This window comes from Bacillus sp. 275, assembly GCF_001999205.1.
GTDB classification, from domain to species: domain Bacteria; phylum Bacillota; class Bacilli; order Bacillales; family Bacillaceae; genus Bacillus; species Bacillus velezensis.
In genome coordinates, this window is record NZ_CP019626.1 from 2,239,938 (window position 1) to 2,259,020 (window position 19,083).

16 protein-coding genes and 1 riboswitch are annotated in these 19,083 nt (G+C 47.2%); of the genes, 10 read left to right on the forward strand and 6 right to left on the reverse strand.

Annotated features, from left to right (window positions below; all coding sequences use genetic code 11):
• Positions 1–78: 78 nt before the first annotated feature.
• From BZ167_RS10735 to pepT, 3 genes are all read right to left on the reverse strand, one after another.
• The gene (locus BZ167_RS10735) at positions 79–555 is read right to left on the reverse strand and encodes an LURP-one-related/scramblase family protein (RefSeq protein ID WP_012118790.1); all 477 of its coding nucleotides are present in this window, start codon (positions 553–555) and stop codon (positions 79–81) included.
• A 103-nt stretch (positions 556–658) separates the two neighbouring features.
• Positions 659–826 (reverse strand): hypothetical protein, encoded by a 168-nt coding sequence (locus BZ167_RS20335; protein WP_003150808.1) that lies wholly within the window; start codon positions 824–826, stop codon positions 659–661.
• A 576-nt stretch (positions 827–1,402) separates the two neighbouring features.
• On the reverse strand, positions 1,403–2,635 hold the full coding sequence (pepT, locus tag BZ167_RS10740; RefSeq protein ID WP_061890895.1) for a peptidase T: 1,233 nt from the start codon (positions 2,633–2,635) through the stop codon (positions 1,403–1,405).
• A gap of 210 nt (positions 2,636–2,845) precedes the next feature.
• Between pepT and galE the strand changes: the two genes are divergently transcribed.
• Positions 2,846–3,862: a UDP-glucose 4-epimerase GalE gene (gene galE / locus BZ167_RS10745; RefSeq protein ID WP_015418524.1), complete on the forward strand. Its 1,017-nt coding sequence runs from the start codon at positions 2,846–2,848 to the stop codon at positions 3,860–3,862.
• A gap of 46 nt (positions 3,863–3,908) precedes the next feature.
• Here the strand turns inward: galE and BZ167_RS10750 are convergent, their stop codons facing one another.
• Entirely contained in the window at positions 3,909–4,448 is a 540-nt protein-coding gene (locus tag BZ167_RS10750) for a DUF4352 domain-containing protein (RefSeq protein ID WP_119834765.1), read from the reverse strand.
• 345 nt (positions 4,449–4,793) lie between these two features.
• Positions 4,794–4,895: riboswitch (guanidine-I (ykkC/yxkD leader) on the forward strand.
• A gap of 65 nt (positions 4,896–4,960) precedes the next feature.
• Between BZ167_RS10750 and BZ167_RS10755 the strand changes: the two genes are divergently transcribed.
• The 4 genes from BZ167_RS10755 (at position 4,961) to BZ167_RS10770 (ending at position 9,018) form a co-directional block, all read left to right on the forward strand.
• The gene (locus BZ167_RS10755; RefSeq protein ID WP_003150818.1) at positions 4,961–5,797 is read left to right on the forward strand and encodes a YitT family protein; all 837 of its coding nucleotides are present in this window, start codon (positions 4,961–4,963) and stop codon (positions 5,795–5,797) included.
• A 167-nt stretch (positions 5,798–5,964) separates the two neighbouring features.
• A complete protein-coding gene (locus BZ167_RS10760; RefSeq protein WP_077392075.1) occupies positions 5,965–6,858 on the forward strand; it encodes a PucR family transcriptional regulator in 894 nt (297 codons plus the stop codon).
• A gap of 117 nt (positions 6,859–6,975) precedes the next feature.
• Positions 6,976–8,076: an ABC transporter ATP-binding protein gene (locus BZ167_RS10765; protein ID WP_077392076.1), complete on the forward strand. Its 1,101-nt coding sequence runs from the start codon at positions 6,976–6,978 to the stop codon at positions 8,074–8,076.
• Positions 8,077–8,175: 99 nt separating this feature from the next.
• Positions 8,176–9,018, forward strand: coding sequence for a polysaccharide deacetylase family protein (locus BZ167_RS10770; protein ID WP_061890894.1), 843 nt, complete (start codon positions 8,176–8,178; stop codon positions 9,016–9,018).
• Between the two features lie 33 nt (positions 9,019–9,051).
• On the opposite strand, the gene BZ167_RS10775 is transcribed toward BZ167_RS10770, so the two are convergent.
• Positions 9,052–10,395, reverse strand: a complete 1,344-nt coding sequence (locus BZ167_RS10775; RefSeq protein ID WP_077392077.1) for a citrate/malate transporter CimH — start codon at positions 10,393–10,395, stop codon at positions 9,052–9,054.
• 502 nt (positions 10,396–10,897) lie between these two features.
• Here BZ167_RS10775 and BZ167_RS10780 point away from each other — a divergent pair.
• The 5 genes from BZ167_RS10780 to BZ167_RS10800 all read left to right on the forward strand — a co-directional run bounded on the left by BZ167_RS10780 (position 10,898) and on the right by BZ167_RS10800 (position 17,656).
• A complete protein-coding gene (locus BZ167_RS10780) occupies positions 10,898–12,304 on the forward strand; it encodes a cytochrome ubiquinol oxidase subunit I (protein ID WP_007407763.1) in 1,407 nt (468 codons plus the stop codon).
• Complete coding sequence (gene cydB, locus BZ167_RS10785; RefSeq protein WP_061861003.1) at positions 12,288–13,304, forward strand: cytochrome d ubiquinol oxidase subunit II; 1,017 nt, start codon at positions 12,288–12,290, stop codon at positions 13,302–13,304. Before BZ167_RS10780 ends, cydB begins: the two co-directional genes overlap by 17 nt.
• Positions 13,304–15,007, forward strand: a complete 1,704-nt coding sequence (gene cydD / locus BZ167_RS10790; RefSeq protein WP_077392078.1) for a thiol reductant ABC exporter subunit CydD — start codon at positions 13,304–13,306, stop codon at positions 15,005–15,007. The genes cydB and cydD overlap by 1 nt, the downstream gene beginning before the upstream one ends.
• Complete coding sequence (cydC, locus tag BZ167_RS10795; protein WP_040238714.1) at positions 15,004–16,734, forward strand: thiol reductant ABC exporter subunit CydC; 1,731 nt, start codon at positions 15,004–15,006, stop codon at positions 16,732–16,734. The genes cydD and cydC overlap by 4 nt, the downstream gene beginning before the upstream one ends.
• 91 nt (positions 16,735–16,825) lie before the next feature.
• Positions 16,826–17,656 (forward strand): NAD(P)H-hydrate dehydratase, encoded by an 831-nt coding sequence (locus BZ167_RS10800; RefSeq protein ID WP_015418517.1) that lies wholly within the window; start codon positions 16,826–16,828, stop codon positions 17,654–17,656.
• 13 nt (positions 17,657–17,669) lie between these two features.
• Here the strand turns inward: BZ167_RS10800 and BZ167_RS10805 are convergent, their stop codons facing one another.
• Complete coding sequence (locus BZ167_RS10805; protein WP_015418516.1) at positions 17,670–19,028, reverse strand: purine-cytosine permease family protein; 1,359 nt, start codon at positions 19,026–19,028, stop codon at positions 17,670–17,672.
• Positions 19,029–19,083 lie beyond the last annotated feature (55 nt).

The window sequence follows — 19,083 nt, forward strand, 5'->3', positions numbered from 1 at the left end:
CTATTTTTCAGAATAAACTGTATTACTATTAATCTTAGTATGTTTTCTCATATTGTCAATATATTTCGATAAATATTTTTATTTGTCACCCTCAAATAGAATCATATCTATCACAATGGCGATCGCGAGACAAAGAACGATATCCTCTTCCTTTTCAATCTGCAAATGATAGGAATCGCCCCAGCTCATCCATGATTTGGTGACGGTCATCCGGTTTGATTTTCCGTCTGTCACTTGAAAATTCCGGCCCCACACATCGCCGGTAAGATCCCAGCCGAGTCCGGAAATTTCAAATTTCGGTTTGAAAAACGTGACTTTCTTGATGACTTGGCAGACGGGTTTGCCGCTGACGGAAATCTCGTAACGGGGAACGAGCGACATCAGTTTCTGATTGACGCTGGCGAGCGTGCGGCCGTCCAAATCAGTCAGCTTCAGTTCATCACCGAATGAAAACAGCTTTCCTTCAACATTGTAGACTTCTTTTCCGCTTTCAAGAAACACTTGAAAACGATTTTTAAACGTAAACATTCGCTCTTTGATGTAAAAATGGTACATAAAAAAACTCCTTTTTTATGTTGTACGAAAAAAGGAGGCGGTTGGTTTCATATCGGCCGGGTGCATAAAAAAAAGGCTGCCGATTTTGCGGCAGCTGTCGTTTTTATGATAGCGGCATCCGGCGTTTTTGACGGATCGCATTTAAATCAATGATGTTATTCGTGTCGGCAGCTGTCACCAGCGGGCTTGTCTTTGGCGTTTTCCGGCGGTTGTCCTTACTGAAAGAGAAAACAAGATACCCTGTCAAAGCAGCAAAAATAAGTAGCATCATTTTACATACCTCCCAAAAAAAGTTTTGGTATTATTATTGTACGAAAAAACAAACGAAAAGTATTCAAACAATTGTCACTTTTTTAAAAAATAACGTCATTTTCCGTAAAAATGACTATGGGTTGAAGAAGTTTTGCTCTTGTTGTGGTTCTATAGATTGTATCGGCTGATGAATGATAATCGTTTATATAACTTTTTCACTATTTTTTGTAAGCATCAAATTAACTACTTCGTTGTTTTCGTTTGCCCTGTGTTATTCAGTACCCTAAAAAATCTTATCATATGCAAAATAACTGCTTCTAACAGATGACTGCAGGATGACAGCGCTTTCTTTATTTTTTTAAAGAAAACGAGATGTTATCTTAAAAAAATCGTTTGAACATTTTCCGCAGCTTTTTAAAAGGGTTTGATTTCGTCTCCAGAACACGCGGGTCTTTTAAGGTATTTTTCAATTCTTTCGCTACAGTCCCTCTTGCCATAGTCTTCACTCCTTCTTTCCATTTCATACCTTATATACGGAAAGAAAGAAGGAAAGGTTTCATGTGAAAGAAAAAAACCAAAGCAGGGGGCTTTGGTTTTAAGCGCGCTCTTCAAAGAGCCTGGCGATTTCAACAATGACGTTTACCGCCTTTTCCATATGATCGACGGAAATGTATTCATATTTTCCGTGGAAGTTTTGGCCGCCCGTGAAAATGTTCGGTGTCGGCAGCCCCATGTAAGAGAGCTGTGATCCGTCGGTTCCGCCCCGGATCGGTTCGATAATCGGTTCGATGTCGAGGTTTTTCATGGCTTGATAGGCGACATCGACTATCTCTTTGACCGGTTCGATTTTTTCTCTCATGTTGTAATATTGATCACGCAGTTCAAGCTTGATGCTTTCCTTGCCGTATTTGGCCGCCAGCGCATCGGCGGTTTTCTGCATATATTCTTTTCGTTCTGCAAAGCGGTCTCTGTCAAAGTCTCTGATGATGTACGACAGGGCGGCTTCAGAAACGTCGCCGTTCATGGAAAGTAAATGATAGAAGCCTTCATACCCTTCCGTATATTCCGGCGCTTCTTCTTTCGGCAGCGCGTGATGAAATTCCATCGCGATTTTTGAAGCGTTGACCATTTTGTTTTTCGCCGTTCCCGGGTGGACGCTTTTTCCGTAACAAGTAAGCTTTGCGGCGGCTGCGTTAAAGCTTTCATATTGCAGTTCGCCGAGGGGGCCTCCGTCTATCGTGTAGGCGAATGCCGCGTTGAAGCGGGCGACATCGAATTTGTGAGGGCCTCTGCCGATTTCTTCATCGGGCGTGAACGCGACCCGGATCGTTCCGTGTTTGATGTCCGGATGTTTGATCAAGTACGCCATTGCCGTCATGATTTCGGCAATGCCCGCTTTGTTGTCGGCTCCGAGCAGCGTCGTGCCGTCTGTTGTGATCAGCGTCTGGCCTTTATAGCGGGAGAGCTCCGGAAATTGCTCAGGCGACAGGACGACATTGAGTTTGTCATTTAAAACGATATCATGTCCGTTGTAGCTCTCAATAATCTGAGGATTCACATTTTTTCCGGTAAAATCAGTCGCGGTGTCCACGTGAGCCAGAAAACCGACAGTCGGCACGTCTTTATCCGTATTTGCCGGCAGAGTCGCCATGACGTACCCATTGTCATCGACTGTGATTTCTGTCATGCCGATCGATTTTAATTCATCGGCCAGCATGTTGGCCAATGTCAGCTGGCCGGGGGTTGAAGGGCAGTTTTCATTGTTTTCGTCAGACTGTGTATCGACTTTTACATAAGAGGTAAAGCGTTCAATGATTTCATTTTTCATACCGTCATCTCCTTTGTCTTATCTTACCATGCGCGGGGGAGAGATTTCTATTTCGCAACCGGTTTGAATCGAGGTCTCTGTGTTTTACGCGAATGAAAACAAATTATGAAGAAACGATGACTAAACGATTAAACTTTTTGGAAATGGATGATTGAGGAAGAAAAAACCGATATAATATGGTCAATTCATTCAATAGGGGAGGCTTTCTTCATGGCGATTTTAGTGACAGGCGGAGCGGGTTATATCGGAAGCCACACATGTGTCGAGCTGTTAAACGGCGGCTATGACATCGTGGTTCTGGATAATCTGTCAAATAGTTCACCGGAAGCATTGGAGCGTGTGAAAGACATTACCGGAAAAGGGCTTGTGTTTTATGAAGCGGATCTCCTTGACCGTGACGCCGTTCACCGGGTGTTTGCTGAAAATGAGATTGAAGCCGTCATTCATTTTGCGGGATTAAAAGCCGTCGGTGAGTCTGTGGCTGTTCCGCTCCGTTATTATCATAATAATCTGACGGGGACGTTTATTTTATGTGAAGCCATGCAGGCACACGGTGTGAAAAAAATCGTCTTCAGTTCTTCAGCGACGGTTTACGGCGTTCCGGAAACAACGCCAATCACTGAGGATTTTCCATTAAGCGCGACCAATCCTTACGGGCAGACAAAGCTGATGCTGGAACAGATTTTACGCGATCTGCATAAAGCGGATTCTGAATGGAGCATTGCGCTGCTCCGCTACTTTAATCCGTTCGGCGCGCACCCGAGCGGGCGGATCGGAGAAGACCCGAACGGCATCCCGAATAATTTAATGCCGTACGTCGCACAAGTCGCTGTCGGCAAGCTTGAGCAATTGCAGGTGTTCGGCAATGATTATCCGACAAAGGACGGCACCGGCGTGCGGGATTACATCCATGTCGTTGACCTTGCCGAGGGCCACGTCAAAGCGCTTGAGAAGGTGCTGAACACAACAGGCGCGGATGCCTATAATCTCGGCACCGGAAGAGGCTACAGCGTTCTTGAGATGGTCAAGGCGTTTGAAAAAGTATCGGGAAAAGAAGTGCCGTACCGTTTTGCCGCCCGGCGCCCGGGAGACATCGCCGCATGCTTCGCAGACCCGGCAAAAGCGAAGGCTGAATTAGGCTGGGAAGCAAAGCGCGGACTTGAAGAAATGTGCGCCGACTCTTGGAAGTGGCAGTCCTCCAATGTGAACGGGTACCAAAAGGTGTAAAAAGAAAGAGACCTTCAAATGGTGAAGGTCTCTTTTATTACGGTCATTATTTAATTTTCACTTCAACATCGTTGCTGAACTTTAATTTCCAAGTGCCTTTAGAGTATGCGTTTTTATCAACTTCAAAAGCTTTTACGTCAGTAACTTTAATGTTCGGGTTCAAGTCACTTAAAATTTTACTGTTGTCTACTTTTGTTTCTGTTGCATAGCTTGAAGAAGCATCAATATCTGAATCATAGGATGTTCCTTTAGAATCTACTAATTTCGCTCTTGGAATGGAGAAAGAGCTTAACGGCTTGTTTGAAACATTTTTAACTGTGTATTGAACAGCTACGATAACGCCGCCGTCAGATGCTTTTTTCTCGACAAATTGAGAGCCTACTGAATCTCTTTTTTCCACTTTCGTAACAGTAACTTCTGTTTTTTCAGTCTTAACAGTGTCACCGATGTTATACAGTTTTTCCTTGGATTCCGCAGCTTTTGAAGACGCGGTTTTAGATGATGAAGATCCGCCTCCGCCGCCGATGTTTACGAGAATGATAATAACCACTACTGCCAGAAGCAATGTGATAATTTTATGTCTCATAAAAAAGTTTCTCTGATCTTTACCGCAGTTTGGGCATTTTTTAACGCCTTTAGCGATTTCTTTGCCGCATGCCTTACAAGACACCAGGTTGACTGCCATAATATTTCCTCCTATGTAAACTATTTCTTTAAAACTACATACTATAATGCCTGTAAAATAACCTACAGTCAATAATATTTTGAGAAAAAAAGTATTTTAATGATTTTTTAGTCATGTATTTTAGTGCCTTTTTTAGTATCGGCAGATCGCTCATATTTTTTATACGTTTATTGAAAAAAGAGTGGTTGAACATGTTCGTGATTTCCCGTATAATCTTGAAAGATATACAAAAACTGAACATAAAAAACAGTGGTTTTCTAGGGTTCCGCAATGCTGAATTGGTCTGGACCGAGAGAAAACACACAGCAGGTTCCTGCTGTGACACGTTGGGATAAAAGCCCGGGAGTTTCTGCTCTTTTAATGAAGAGTGCTCTCCCGGGCTTTTTTGATTTTATATAAAGGGAGTGTCTGGGATGAAAAAGAGATTGCTGGATGTGCTGATGCTGATTATTGGGGCTTTTATCTTTGCTTTGGCCGTTAATTTATTCGCCATTCCGAATGATCTTGGAGAGGGCGGGGTAACGGGAATCACCCTGATCTTGTACTATGTGTTTGAATGGTCGCCCGGGGTGACGAATATCATTTTGAACGGGATCTTATTGATTATCGGATATAAATTTTTAGACGGAAAAACAACGCTTTATACCATCATTACCGTTGTCGCCAACTCACTGTTTCTGCATCTGACGCATGATTGGCACTCGCCTTCACATGAACTCATTATTAATACTATTTTTGCGGGTGTGTTTGCCGGTGTCGGAATCGGGATCATTATTCGAGTCGGAGGCACGACTGCGGGTTCTGCCATTTTGGCGAGGATTGCGAACAAATATCTCGATTGGAATATCAGCTATGCGCTTTTGTTCTTTGATCTGATTGTCGTCTTCAGTTCTTATTTCATCATCGGTGCAGAAAAAATGATGTTTACCATTGTCATGCTGTACATCGGAACGAAGGTGATGGACTTTATCATTGAAGGCCTGAATACGAAAAAAGCGGTGACGATTATATCTGAGCATAAGCACGAAATCGCTGAACAGGTCAACACGCTTATGGACAGAGGGGTCACGCTGCTGTCGGGTAAAGGAAATTACACGGGGCAGTCGAAGGAAATTTTATATATCGTCATCCAGAAACAAGAGCTTTCCATGCTCAAAAAAATTATTAAAAGCTGTGATACAAAAGCGTTTGTCATTGTTCATGATGTGCGTGACGTCTTTGGTGAAGGCTTCGTCGATATCTCTAAATAAAAAGGATCCCTCTGCCTGCGCGGAGGGTTTTTTTTCTTATGCCGGCAGAAGTTGTTATGATCCGTTTCCCGGGAAATAGCCTGAAAGCTGTTTCTTAAAACGAAGTGGATACAATCGGCCGGACGTTTTATACTGAAAATATGATAGAGCGATAGAGAGGAGCGCATATGAATCCGTTATTGGCAATTTACCCGAGGGCTGTGTTGTCTGATACGTGCTGTACGGCGGAAGATGTCTTTTGCTTTTATGATGAGAAAAGGCGGGTCTATGTCGCCATTCCGAAGGAGGATATCACCCCGAAGGAGAAACTGCTTCTGGAATCATTTTTGACGCCCGCTGAAGAAAAAGGCGTTTTTTTTCCGGAGACGGCGGCAGCAAAGAGGTGGCGGCGTTTTCTGCTGGAAGAAGGCCCGGTGCCTGATGTCAAAGAGCCGCGTGTCCGTTTTATCCATTATGACTTATTGGGAGAACGGGACTGGGGGGCATTTACGGAAGCGCTGCGCCATTTCTGGCCGGTTTCATATACAGTTGTCCGGACGGGAAGGGATCAGGGCGTGATTGTGGAGGAAGAAAAGCTGGAAGCGCCAGATTCGGATGACATCGCATCTTTTGTGAAGATTCTCGAAGGCGATTTTTATTTCAGTGTCCGTTTTTTCATCGGAAGGTATTATGGCGCGGGAGAACGTCTGCGCCTTCATTATCGGAGAGAACAGCAATATTGTCAGATTGGCCGGCGTTATCTCCCGCAGCTGAGCACGCTGACCGCGGAAACGGTATTTCCGGCCATGCTCACGGAAGAAAGCAGAGAAAAGCTCTCAGCCTTGCTTCACGAAGAAGCGGTGCTGCTGTTTCAGAAAGAACCGGAGCTGAAGCATACGATTCAGACTTTTATTGAACATAACTCGAACATGTCGCTCACATCGAAAAGACTGCATTTGCACCGCAACAGTCTTCAATATCGGATTGATAAATTTGCGGAACGCTCGGGTATTGATATTAAGACATATCAGGGCGCCCTGCTGGCTTATTTCATTTGTCTGCAGTATGAAAAATCACGTTAAATGGGAAATGTGCACGAAGGCAGCGGACTTTTTTTATGAACATTGCCTATATCCGCCGCCGTCTGACGCTGTTACAATCCTATTAAAGAAAGCGTTTACAAAAAAGGGGGAGATGACATGGCGGAACTTCGGCTGGAGCATATTTATAAGTATTACGATCAAAAAGAAGCGGCTGTCGATGATTTTAACCTTCATATTCAAGATAAAGAGTTTATCGTGTTTGTCGGTCCGTCGGGGTGCGGCAAGTCGACAACATTGCGGATGGTTGCCGGGCTGGAAGACATTACGAAGGGCGATTTCTATATCGGTGACACGAGAGTGAATGATATCGCTCCTAAAGACAGGGATATCGCCATGGTGTTTCAAAACTATGCGTTATATCCGCACATGACGGTCTATGATAATATCGCTTTCGGTCTGAAGCTGAGGAAGATGCCGAAACCTGAGATAAAAAAACGGGTCGAAGAAGCGGCGAAAATGCTGGGGCTCACAGAGTATCTGCACCGCAAACCGAAGGCGCTCTCCGGCGGGCAGCGGCAGCGGGTTGCATTAGGCCGGGCGATTGTCAGGGACGCCAAAGTGTTTTTAATGGATGAGCCGCTGTCAAATCTGGACGCAAAGCTTCGGGTGCAGATGCGGGCAGAAATTATTAAGCTGCATCAAAGGCTGCAAACAACCACAATCTATGTGACGCACGACCAAACAGAAGCACTGACGATGGCGACACGCATCGTAGTCATGAAGGACGGAAAAATTCAGCAGATCGGCACGCCGAAAGACGTGTATGAACATCCCGAAAACGTATTTGTCGGCGGGTTTATCGGCTCCCCAGCGATGAACTTTTTCCAAGGAAAGCTGACGGACAGCGCCATTCAGATCGGTTCGGCCGCTCTCAGCGTGCCGGAAGGCAAAATGAAAATGCTCCGGGAAAAAGGGTATGCCGGCAAAGATGTTATCTTCGGCATCCGCCCGGAAGACATACATGATGAGCTGATTGTGGTAGAATCCTATAAGAATTCATCCATCACAGCTAAAATCAATGTCGCGGAATTGCTCGGGTCAGAAATTATGGTTTATTCCCGGATCGGGGATCAGGATTTTATCGCCCGGATTGACGCCCGCCATGACATTCATGCCGGTGAAGAATTGACCGTCGCTTTCGACATGAATAAAGCTCACTTTTTTGACAGTGAAACAGAAATCAGAATCCGCTCATAACGCAAAGCCGGACAGCTGGATGTCCGGCTTTTTTGATGTAACAATTTATGACGCATAACCGATATAAAAAGTAAATAGAAGACAGAAAGCAGGAAAACGATGAAACGCATGATCATGTGCGTGTGCCTTTTGGCTGCCGTGTTTACGCTTGCCGCCTGCTCGGGCCATGAGGCAAGCGCCGAACAAAGCATTCCGAAGGCAGAAGCGCACCACGATAAAAAGTCTGTAAAGCGCCAAATCAAAAAAGAGCCGGATACGTCCGCCTGGGTTCAAACGAAAGGAACGGCAAGACTGCCGATTCTGATGTACCACAGCATTTCTGAGGGAAACAGCCTGCGTGTGCCGAAGGAAGAATTCCGGCAGCATATGAAGTGGCTTCATGATCACGGCTATTATACGATGACTCCTGAAGAGGCCTATCTGATGCTGACGGAGGATAAGGAGCCGCGTGAAAAATGTGTTCTGATCACATTTGATGACGGCTATACCGACAATGTGAAAGCGGCCTATCCCATTTTAAAGAAATACAAGATGAAAGCGACAATCTTTATGATCGGAAACTATATCGGGCATAAGAATCATCTGACTGAGAAGCAGATGAAGGAGATGGCCGCCCACGGCATTTCCATTCAGAGCCATACGATGAACCATCTCGAATTGAACGGGCTCACACCGCAGCAGCAGCGACGTGAAATGAAGGACTCTAAGCGTTTATTTGATCAAATGTTCGGGCAGCGGACGTCGATGATCAGCTACCCTGTCGGACGATATAATAAGGAAACATTAAAAGCCGCCGCCGCGTCAGGCTACCGTATGGCGGTTACGACGGAGCCGGGAGCGGCGTCAAGAGATCAGGGGCTTTACGGGCTTCACCGCGTCCGTGTATCGCCGGGCATGTCCGGCGCGGCATTCGGCTCTTATATTCAAAATGTGATGAAATAACAAGCCTCCGCATATGCGGAGGCTTTTTTCAGTTTAATAGAATTGATGAAGCAACAGAAGGGTGACACTCACGGTAATCGCTCCGCCGATTCTGGTCGACACTTGGGCGAACGGCATAAGCTCAAGCCGTTCAGCGGCGCTCAAGATCGCGACGTCGCCGGTGCCGCCCTGGCCGGAATGGCAGGCATTAATAATCGCCGTCTCAATCGGGTACAGATTCAGCCATTTTCCGATCAGAAAACCGACGGCCATCATCGTGACGACGATAGATAAAATGGTAATGATGTTGCTGATCGTAAACGCCGCAATCAGCTTGTCCCACGGTGTCATTGAAACGCCGATCGCAAATAAGAGCGGATAGGTCACGGCTGTCGAGAAAAAGCGCGAGACGCCGAAGGCTCCGTTTTCAATCGAAGCCGGCGCCAGCCTGAACAGCTTAATGAGAACGGCAAGGACGAGCATCACGACAGGAGCCGGAAGCTGAAAGAAATCATGCGCCAGCATGCCGACCAAATAGAGGGAAACCGCTAAAATACCGCCCGAAGCGAAAAAGGACAAATCAAACGTTTTATCATTGGCCGGCTGTTCCAATGCGGGAGCGGAATGATCAGACTTATCAACCTTCCCGTTGCCCGTCCATTCCGGTTTGCGTTTCCCGATGACATTCAGCAAACCCGATAACATAATGGCGCACAGGCTGCCGAGCATGATGGACGGCAGCACAAGCGCAAAGGCGTCTCCCTGGGACATCGGCATAATATCGGAGTAGCCGATGGATAAAGGAATCGCGCCTTCACCGACACCCCCCGCCATAATCGGAACGACAATATAAAGCAATGTGTGCTGAAAGCCGAGTCCGAGCAGCGTCCCGACGCATAAGCCGACGATGGCGGCCGCGATCGAGCCGGCGATCAGCGGAATAAAAATCTTGACGAAAGCTTTGACGAGCGTCTCTCTTTTCATCCCGAGAATACTGCCGACGACGATACTAGCAATAAATAGATAGAGAAAGTTGGAGCTTTCTGTGAATTCTGTTGTTGAAGTAATAATGTCTTTCGGAAGCAAGTGGTAGTAGACGACAGCGGATGGAATAAAGGTTGCGAGAATCGCAGGGCCGCCGATGGAACGCACGATCGGAATGGATTTTCCGATCTGGCCGAAGGTAAATCCGAAAAAACTCATGACGGCAATTGATGTCAGAATGTCGCTTTTTACATCACGGCTCATGACAAACACCGTAATAAGCAAGAAAAGCAGGATATAGATAGGAAGAGGAATAATGCCGATTCTTATATTCATTGCTCTGGCAAACCAGTTATCAGTCCGTTCCTGTTTTTGGATTGAATCCGTTTGCAATTTTGGTTGAAGTTCTCCCATGCTTGTTCCCCCAGTCGTTATGTAGTGAAAAAATATCCCCATTTAAAGTATACTAAAAAATTTAAATTGTTCATATATTATGAATTTACTAGTGGGCATGCTTTCTTCACATTTTCTTTCTCAAAATGGCGATTTGGCGGGATTTTTCACCGAGAAAAGCATTTTGTTCGCCACACGAATAAAAAAGAGGTACGATATCAAAGGGACAAATATCCTAGGTGCTGACATAAAATCTCTACAAATCCGACAATAATCGGTCACAATTTCAGCCTTATTTTAGGTATATTGATCTTTTTTTTTAGGCTGAATCGTTGTAAAGTAATGATATTGAATCATTTCTATGACAGCCGCTGTCCCCCAGGGTGTACAGGCTGATATTTCAATAGTTTTGACGAATTTGTGAAACGTTGAGCAAATATATCATTTTTTGTGAAATACCGAGCAATGATTTCGCTATGTTTGTGAAATGTTGAGCAATTTACCAGATTGGAGGAAAAACATCATGAGTGAGTTGGTATTAGCCCGCATTCAATTTGCATCTACAACATTGTTTCACTTCTTGTTTGTGCCTTTGTCTATCGGGCTTGTGTTTATGGTTGCTTTGATGGAGACGCTTTATGTTGTCAAAAAACAAGAGACCTATCTCAAAATGGCTAAATTTTGGGGGCATCTCTTTTTAATTAACTTCGCTGTCGGCGTCGTCACAGGGATTCTTCAGGAATTCCAGTTCGGATTGAACTGGTCTGATTATTCCCGTTTTGTCGGAGACGTATTTGGGGCTCCGCTTGCGATTGAAGCGCTTTTGGCGTTTTTTATGGAGTCTATTTTTATCGGATTATGGATTTTCGGCTGGGACCGTTTATCTAAAAAAGTGCATTTGCTTTGCATTTGGCTTGTATCTTTCGGGACGATTATGTCATCTTTCTGGATTTTGACGGCAAACTCATTCATGCAGGAGCCGGTCGGCTTTACGATTAAAAACGGCCGAGCGGAAATGAATGATTTCGGGGCGCTTTTGACAAACCCTCAGCTTTGGGTTGAATTCCCTCACGTCATTTTCGGGGCGCTTGCGACGGGTGCTTTCTTTATCGCCGGTGTCAGCGCATTTAAATTATTGAAGAAAAAAGAAGTGCCTTTCTTCCATAAATCTTTCAAGCTTTCGATGATTGTCGGTCTGATCGCCGGTATCGGCGTTGCGTTCAGCGGACATATGCAGGCTGAGCATTTAATGGAATCGCAGCCGATGAAAATGGCTGCCAGTGAAGCGCTTTGGGATGACAGCGGTGATCCTGCCGCGTGGACGGCTTTTGCGAATATTGATACGAATAAAGAAAAAAACACATCAGAGATTTCAATTCCTTACGCACTCAGCTACTTGGCTTACCAGAAGTTCAGCGGCAGTGTGAAAGGGATGAAAACACTTCAAAAAGAATATGAAAAAACGTACGGAAAAGGCGACTATATCCCGCCTGTTAAAACGACGTTCTGGAGTTTCCGCATTATGGCGGGAGCGGGCGCGCTTATGATTTTTGCCGCGATTGCCGGCTTTATTCTGAACCGCCGCAAAAAGCTTCATACGAGCAAGTGGTATTTACGGGGCATGATCGCGCTGATCGCATTCCCGTTCATTGCGAACTCTGCAGGATGGATTATGACTGAAATCGGCCGCCAGCCGTGGACTGTTATGGGGCAAATGACGACCGCACAATCCGTTTCGCCTAACGTAACGACGGGATCTCTGCTGTTTTCAATTATCGGCTTCGGCGTCATGTATTTGATTTTAGGCGCGCTGCTTGTCTTCCTATTCGTTCGTGAAATTAAAAAAGGTGCGGACCATGATGATCATAAGGATGTTCCTGTATCAACGGATCCGTTCAGTCAGGAGGTTTACCATGGGGTCACTTCATGATCTTTGGTTTGTACTCGTTTCAGTTTTGTTTGTCGGATTTTTCTTTTTAGAAGGTTTTGACTTCGGTGTCGGCATTTCGACCCGATTTCTTGGCCATAATGAATTAGAACGCAGAGTGCTGATTAACACCATCGGCCCTTTCTGGGATGCGAATGAGGTATGGCTGCTGACAGGTACGGGAGCGATCTTCGCGGCATTCCCGAACTGGTATGCGACGATGCTGAGCGGATATTATATTCCGTTTATCATCATCCTTCTTGCTTTAATGGGCCGCGGCGTGGCGTTTGAATTCCGCGGAAAAGTGAATCATTTAAAATGGGTCAAAACATGGGACTGGGTGATTTTCTTCGGCAGCCTTATCCCGCCGTTTGTATTCGGCCTTATCTTCACAAGCTTGTTCCGCGGAATGCCGATTGACGGCCATATGAATATGCATGCGGGTTTTTCAGATATTGTGAACGTGTATTCCGTTCTTGGCGGAGCGGCCGTCACCCTTCTTTCATTCCTGCACGGTTTAATGTTTATCACCCTGCGCACGATCGGTGATTTACAAGAGCGTGCGAGAAAAATGGCAAAACGCGTAATCGGTGTTATCTTTCTTGTTGTACTTGCTTTCTTTGCGATGTCTGCATACGATACGGATATGTTTACACGCCGGGCAAACATCACGATTCCGGTATTCGTGCTGATTGTCATCTGCAACGTTCTTGCCGTTGTGTTCATGAGCAAGAAAAAAGACGGCTGGGCATTCGGTATGACCGGCGCGGGTCTTGCTTTGACAGTTGCGATGATTTTTATCTCTCTGTTCCCGCGCGTCATGGTCAGTTCGCTGAAAAGCGCGTATGACTTAACAGTAGCTAACGCGTCTTCCGGTGATTATTCACTTAAGGTCATGACAATTGCCGCACTGACTCTGCTGCCGTTTGTCATCGGCAGTCAGATCTGGAGCTATTATGTCTTCCGGAAACGCGTCAGCCATAAGGAGCCTATGACTTATTAATGGGAAAAGACCTGTTTCTTTATAAAGGAATGAAGCGGATTCTTGCGATCATTACGGGATTAACGATTATACAAACGGCCGCCATCATCTTACAGGCGGAATGGCTGAGCCAGGCGGTAACCGGATTATTTAACGGGAAGCGGATTGCTTCTCTTTATCCGGTTATCGGCTTTTTCCTGCTTGCGTTTTTGGTCCGGCATGCGGTGACAACGGTCCGGCAGAAAATCGTGTACCAATATGCCGCGCAAACCGGCGCAGACGTTAGAAAAAGATTTCTTGAGCAATTGTTCCGTCTCGGTCCCCGCTTTGCGAAAAAAGAGGGGACAGGCCGGATGGTGATGCTGGCGATGGAAGGCATCAGCCAGTTCCGCCGTTATTTAGAGCTGTTTCTGCCGAAAATGGTGAGCATGGCGATTGTGCCGGCGGCCGTTGTTATTTACGTGTTTTTTCAGGATAAGACATCGGCATTGATTCTGATTCTTGCGCTTCCGATTTTGATTGTATTTATGATTCTGCTCGGACTTGTCGCACAGAAAAAAGCCGATCGCCAATGGAAGTCCTATCAGACGCTTTCCAATCATTTCGTGGATTCGCTCCGCGGACTGGAGACATTGCGGTTTTTAGGATTAAGCAAATCACACAGTAAAAACATCTTTCATGTCAGTGAGAGATACCGCAAGGCGACGATGAGCACGCTCCGGGTCGCGTTTTTATCATCATTCGCCCTGGACTTTTTTACGATGCTGTCGGTGGCGACAGTGGCGGTGTTTCTCGGCTTGCGGCTGATAGACGGACAAATTCAGCTCGGGCCGGCATTGACCGCGCTCATTCTCGCGCCTGAATATTTTCTCCCGGTCCGCGAAGTGGGAAATGATTACCACGCGACGTTAAACGGGCAGGAGGCGGGGAAAACCATTCAAGCGATTTTGGCGCAGCCCGGTTTTAAAGAAGAAAAGCCGCTCGAACTTGATACGTGGACTGACGGGGATGAATTACAGCTTACGCGTTTGTCCGTCCGAGAATCGATGTCTGAATTTCATCTGTCCTTCAAAGGGAAGAAGAAAATCGGGATTATCGGGGAAAGCGGTGCGGGAAAATCGACACTCATTGATGTGCTGGGCGGCTTTTTAGAGCCTGCGTCCGGTGAGATCAAGGTAAACGGTGAATCACGCTCGCATCTGCAGTCGGACGGCTGGCAGAAGCAGCTGCTTTATATTCCGCAGCACCCGTACATTTTTGATGACACGCTTTTGAATAATATCCGGTTTTATCATCCTGATGCTTCGCGTGAGGACACGGCGCAGGCCGCTAGATCGGCGGGTCTTTCCGAACTGATCCGTGATCTGCCCGGCGGTCTTGACGGCCGGATCGGCGAGGGCGGACGGGCGCTCAGCGGAGGACAGGCTCAGCGTGTCGCGCTGGCCAGAGCCTTTTTAGGAAACCGGCCGATTCTCCTTTTGGATGAGCCGACCGCTCACCTTGATATTGAAACAGAATATGAAATAAAAGAAACGATGAAAGACCTGTTTGAAAACAAACTTGTTTTTCTGGCCACTCACCGTCTTCACTGGATGCTTGAGATGGACGAAATTATCGTGCTTGATGACGGCGCGGTGGCGGAAATCGGCACCCACGACGAATTGATGGCGAAACAAGGCGTATACGCCAAACTTGTAAAGGCGCAACTGGGGGAAAGAACATGAGAAAAGAAGAATGGATTCTGCCGTATATGAAGCAAAATGCCCGTTTGTTTGTTCTTGTGATTTTTTTAGGCGCGGTGACGATTTTTTCGGCGGCCTTTCTCATGTTCACTTCCGGTTTTTTGATCTCTAAGTCGGCGACTAGGCCTGAGAATATCCTGCTGGTGTACGTTCCGATTGTAGCCGTGCGGACCTTCGGGATTGCCCGTTCAGTCTCACGGTACGCCGAGCGTCTGACGGGGCACCATATCATTTTGAAAATCGTGTCCGACATGAGGGTGCGGCTTTACAATATGCTGGAGCCGGCCTCGCTTATGCTTTCATCCCGTTTTCGGACGGGCGACATGCTCGGCATTTTGGCTGAGGATATTGAGCATTTGCAGGATGCGTTTTTAAAAACGATTTTCCCTGCGGTTTCCGCTTTGCTGCTGTATGCGGCCTCCGTTATCGGACTCGGCTTTTATTCCTGGCCGTTTGCCGCTTTTGCGGCGATTTACCTGTTTATATTGGTTGTAATGTTTCCGGTTGTGTCGCTTCTTGTGACGAGAGCGAAAAACATGAGGCTGAAAAGCGGCCGGAATACGCTCTACAGCCGGCTGACAGATGCCGTGCTCGGCGTGAGCGACTGGATGTTCTCGGGACGCCAGGCGGCCTTTATTTCCTCTTATGAAGAGAAAGAGAAGGCATGGTTTGATCTTGAAAGCAAACGTCAGCGGTTTACGAGATGGCGTGATCTCGCCGCGCAATGTCTTGTCGGCGGCCTCATATTGATCATGCTGTTCTGGACGGCGGGTCAGTATGCGGACGGCAGCATCGCCAACACGATGATCGCGGCCTTTGTGCTTGTCGTATTTCCATTGACGGAGGCGTTTCTGCCCCTTTCGGATGCGCTGACGGAAGTGCCTTCTTATCAGGATTCCATCAAAAGAATGAGTCAGGCGGCTCCGGAGCTGCGAAGTCGTGAGGTGAAGCAGACAGATGAGAAACTGGATGTATCTGATGTGACACTTACATTTGATAACGTGACGTTTTCTTATGATCAGCACAGTCATGTGCTTGACCGTTTTTCCTTCACTCTCCGCCAAGGTGAAAAAATGGCGCTGCTCGGCAGGAGCGGCTCCGGTAAGTCGACCTCTCTCGCTTTAATTGAAGGCGCCTTAGTTCCCGATTCGGGCAAAGTGATGCTGAACGGGCTGGAAACTGCGGCCGTGCAGGAGCAGATTTCCTCAGCGGTGGCCGTTTTGAATCAGAAACCTCATCTCTTTAACACGAGCATTATGAACAATATCCGGCTCGGAAACGGCAAGGCGAGTGATGAAGATGTTAGGCGTGCGGCTCGGCAAGTGAAGCTGCATGATTATATTGAATCACTGCCTGACGGATATGAAACGTCCGTGCAGGAGACGGGGATTCGTTTCTCAGGCGGGGAACGGCAGCGGATCGCGCTTGCCCGTATTCTGCTCCAAGACACGCCGGTCATCATCCTTGATGAACCGACGGTCGGCCTTGATGCGGTCACTGAACGCGAATTGCTTGATACGATTTTTGATGTCTTTAAAGAGAAAACGATCCTCTGGATTACACACCATTTAGCGGGTGTGGAAACAGCCGATAAAATCGTCTTTTTAGAAAATGGAAAAGCAGAAATGGAAGGAACCCATCAAGAGCTGCTTGCAGAAAACGAACGGTACCGGAAGCTTTACCGTCTTGATGTTCCGATCAGAACATAAACAGCCGCAAGCAAGCGGCTGTTTTTTTTGTGCGGTTTAAAATCTCTTCTTGTTTGGAATATAAATAGGAGACAGAAGAGGAGGTACAGAGATGAATATAATGGATTGGACGGAACAGGATGTGAAAGATACGCTGCCGAAGCGGGAGGCAGACAGCCATAAGGGGACGTTCGGGACGGCGTTATTGCTGGCCGGCAGCGAAGACATGCCGGGAGCCGCCCTTCTGGCCGGATTGGGCGCGATGAGAAGCGGTGTCGGCAAGCTCGTCATCGGTACATCGGCAGGCGTCATCCCGCTTATCGTCCCGGTGCTGCCGGAAGCGACGTACTGGCGTGACGGCTGGAAAAAAGCCGCGGCGGGCCAGCCCGGGGAAACCATCCGGGCCGCTGCCATCGGGCCGGGCCTTCCTCAAACAGACGAAGTGCAGCAGGCGGCTGATCAGCTGCTTTCTGCCGATTATCCCGTCATACTGGATGCGGGCGCCATAACGAAAAGAACCTATCCAAAGAGGAAAGCCCCCGTGATCTTGACGCCTCATCCCGGCGAATTTTCCAGAATGACAGGCCTTCCGATTCAAGAGATTCAGCAGAACAGAGCGGGATATGCCGCGGAATGTGCGGAGCGGCTTCATGCTACGATTGTCCTGAAAGGAAACGAAACCATTATCGCTTTTCCCGACGGGGAATGCCGCAGGAATACAACAGGAAACGGCGCGCTTGCAAAAGGCGGGACCGGCGACACGCTGACGGGAATGATTCTCGGCATGCTGTGCTGTCATCAAGACCCGAAGCATGCCGTATTGAACGCCGTCCGCCTTCACGGTGAATGTGCGGAGTTATGGACGAAAGAGCGCTCCGCCCATACCTTATTGGCGCACGAACTTTCTGAACTGCTGCCGCGTGTATGGAAGGAATATGAATAAAGAAAAGGCGTCTTCATAGAGAAGGCGCCTCTTGTTGTTTTACCCTTGATTTCATCAGGACATAATACAGCAGCGACGGAACGGCCAGGCCGATGACCCAGGCAATGTCGCCTCCGCCGAATACTTCAGCGAGCGGCCCGATGTAAAAGGATGTATTGATGAATGGGATTTCTAATATAATCGACAAAACGAAGGCGGCCGCTGTAATCCAATTGACCCTGCCGTATTGTCCGTTGACGTCAAACATCGATTTGACGTGGTATTTTCCGCGGCGGATAAAATAGTAATCCACGAGGTTGATCGCCGTCCATGGAATTAAGAAATAACTGATGAAAAAGATGAAATTTAAAAACAGTTCCATGAAATTGCTTTGGCCCAAGAGACTTAATACAGTACCTGCTGCCGTCACACAAAGGATCATTACCACTCTCGTTTTCGGCGTCACCTTCAGTTTTAAAAACGGCTCTAAGGTAGTCGTCGTAGACATAAAGGCTCCGTATAAATTAAAGACGTTGATCGCCATTTGCCCGAACAGGACGATGATCAGCATAATAAAGGAAAACGGACCGAACAATCGGACAATCTCATTTCCCGCATTAGCGGTAAATTCCGGGAGCGCCGTCGTCAAAATGGCGCCGAGAAGCATCATCCAGATGGAACTGACTGACGTACCTGCGTAGCTGTACCAAAAGGTATGCGATGCCGGTGTTTTGACCGGCAGATAACGGGAATAATCTGCGACATATGGCGCGTATGCCAGCTGCCATGTGGCCACCGCGCTGACCGCCACTAGGAAAACAGGCAGGTCTAATGAGCCGGGCACCCAGCTTCCTGAAGGAATCGGCAGTTGAAAAATAAGAATCGTTGCAGCAAAAAAAACGGCAAAGGAGGTCCAAGAGAGGATTTTCTGCATTTTGTGAATCAGATCATGACCGTAGATCGTGAGTAAAAAACAGATGGCGCTTAAGCCGATAATACACCATGAAGCCGGAATCGGTACAAAGCTGCTCAGTGTACCGGCTGCGAGAATCGTACTGCTCGCAAAGAAGCCCAGGTAGATAAACATGACCAAAAAGAGGGGCAGAATCGCTCCGATCACGCCGAATTGCGCGCGGCTTTGAATCATTTGCGGAATTCCGAGCTGAGGTCCTTGTGCGGAATGAGACGCCATAAAGATTGCGCCGATAAAGGTCCCGATAATAATGGCGGCGATACTCCAAAAGAGATCGAGTCCCATTGTAACGGGCAGTGTGCCTGTGACTAACGTCGTAATATGCATATTAGCCCCGAACCAGACGGGGAATAAATCTTTAGCCTTTCCGTGTCTTTCGTCATGCGGAATATGTTCAATCGTTCGCCTTTCTACTTTCAATAGATAATCTCCTCCGTATGTTCTTCTTTAACATAAAGACATAGCTTAACAGATT

Bases quoted from the DNA above. Each gene is read 5' to 3' on its own strand.
- BZ167_RS10755 (WP_003150818.1), top strand. From the start codon at position 4,961: ATGAAAAAGAGATTGCTGGATGTGCTGATGCTGATTATTGGGGCTTTT.
- BZ167_RS20335 (WP_003150808.1), bottom strand. From the start codon at position 826: ATGATGCTACTTATTTTTGCTGCTTTGACAGGGTATCTTGTTTTCTCT.
- galE (WP_015418524.1), top strand. From the start codon at position 2,846: ATGGCGATTTTAGTGACAGGCGGAGCGGGTTATATCGGAAGCCACACA.
- cydC (WP_040238714.1), top strand. From the start codon at position 15,004: ATGAGAAAAGAAGAATGGATTCTGCCGTATATGAAGCAAAATGCCCGT.
- cydB (WP_061861003.1), top strand. From the start codon at position 12,288: ATGGGGTCACTTCATGATCTTTGGTTTGTACTCGTTTCAGTTTTGTTT.
- BZ167_RS10775 (WP_077392077.1), bottom strand. From the start codon at position 10,395: ATGGGAGAACTTCAACCAAAATTGCAAACGGATTCAATCCAAAAACAG.
- pepT (WP_061890895.1), bottom strand. From the start codon at position 2,635: ATGAAAAATGAAATCATTGAACGCTTTACCTCTTATGTAAAAGTCGAT.
- BZ167_RS10780 (WP_007407763.1), top strand. From the start codon at position 10,898: ATGAGTGAGTTGGTATTAGCCCGCATTCAATTTGCATCTACAACATTG.
- BZ167_RS10750 (WP_119834765.1), bottom strand. From the start codon at position 4,448: ATGAGACATAAAATTATCACATTGCTTCTGGCAGTAGTGGTTATTATC.
- BZ167_RS10760 (WP_077392075.1), top strand. From the start codon at position 5,965: ATGAATCCGTTATTGGCAATTTACCCGAGGGCTGTGTTGTCTGATACG.
- BZ167_RS10800 (WP_015418517.1), top strand. From the start codon at position 16,826: ATGAATATAATGGATTGGACGGAACAGGATGTGAAAGATACGCTGCCG.
- cydD (WP_077392078.1), top strand. From the start codon at position 13,304: ATGGGAAAAGACCTGTTTCTTTATAAAGGAATGAAGCGGATTCTTGCG.
- BZ167_RS10735 (WP_012118790.1), bottom strand. From the start codon at position 555: ATGTACCATTTTTACATCAAAGAGCGAATGTTTACGTTTAAAAATCGT.
- BZ167_RS10765 (WP_077392076.1), top strand. From the start codon at position 6,976: ATGGCGGAACTTCGGCTGGAGCATATTTATAAGTATTACGATCAAAAA.
- BZ167_RS10770 (WP_061890894.1), top strand. From the start codon at position 8,176: ATGAAACGCATGATCATGTGCGTGTGCCTTTTGGCTGCCGTGTTTACG.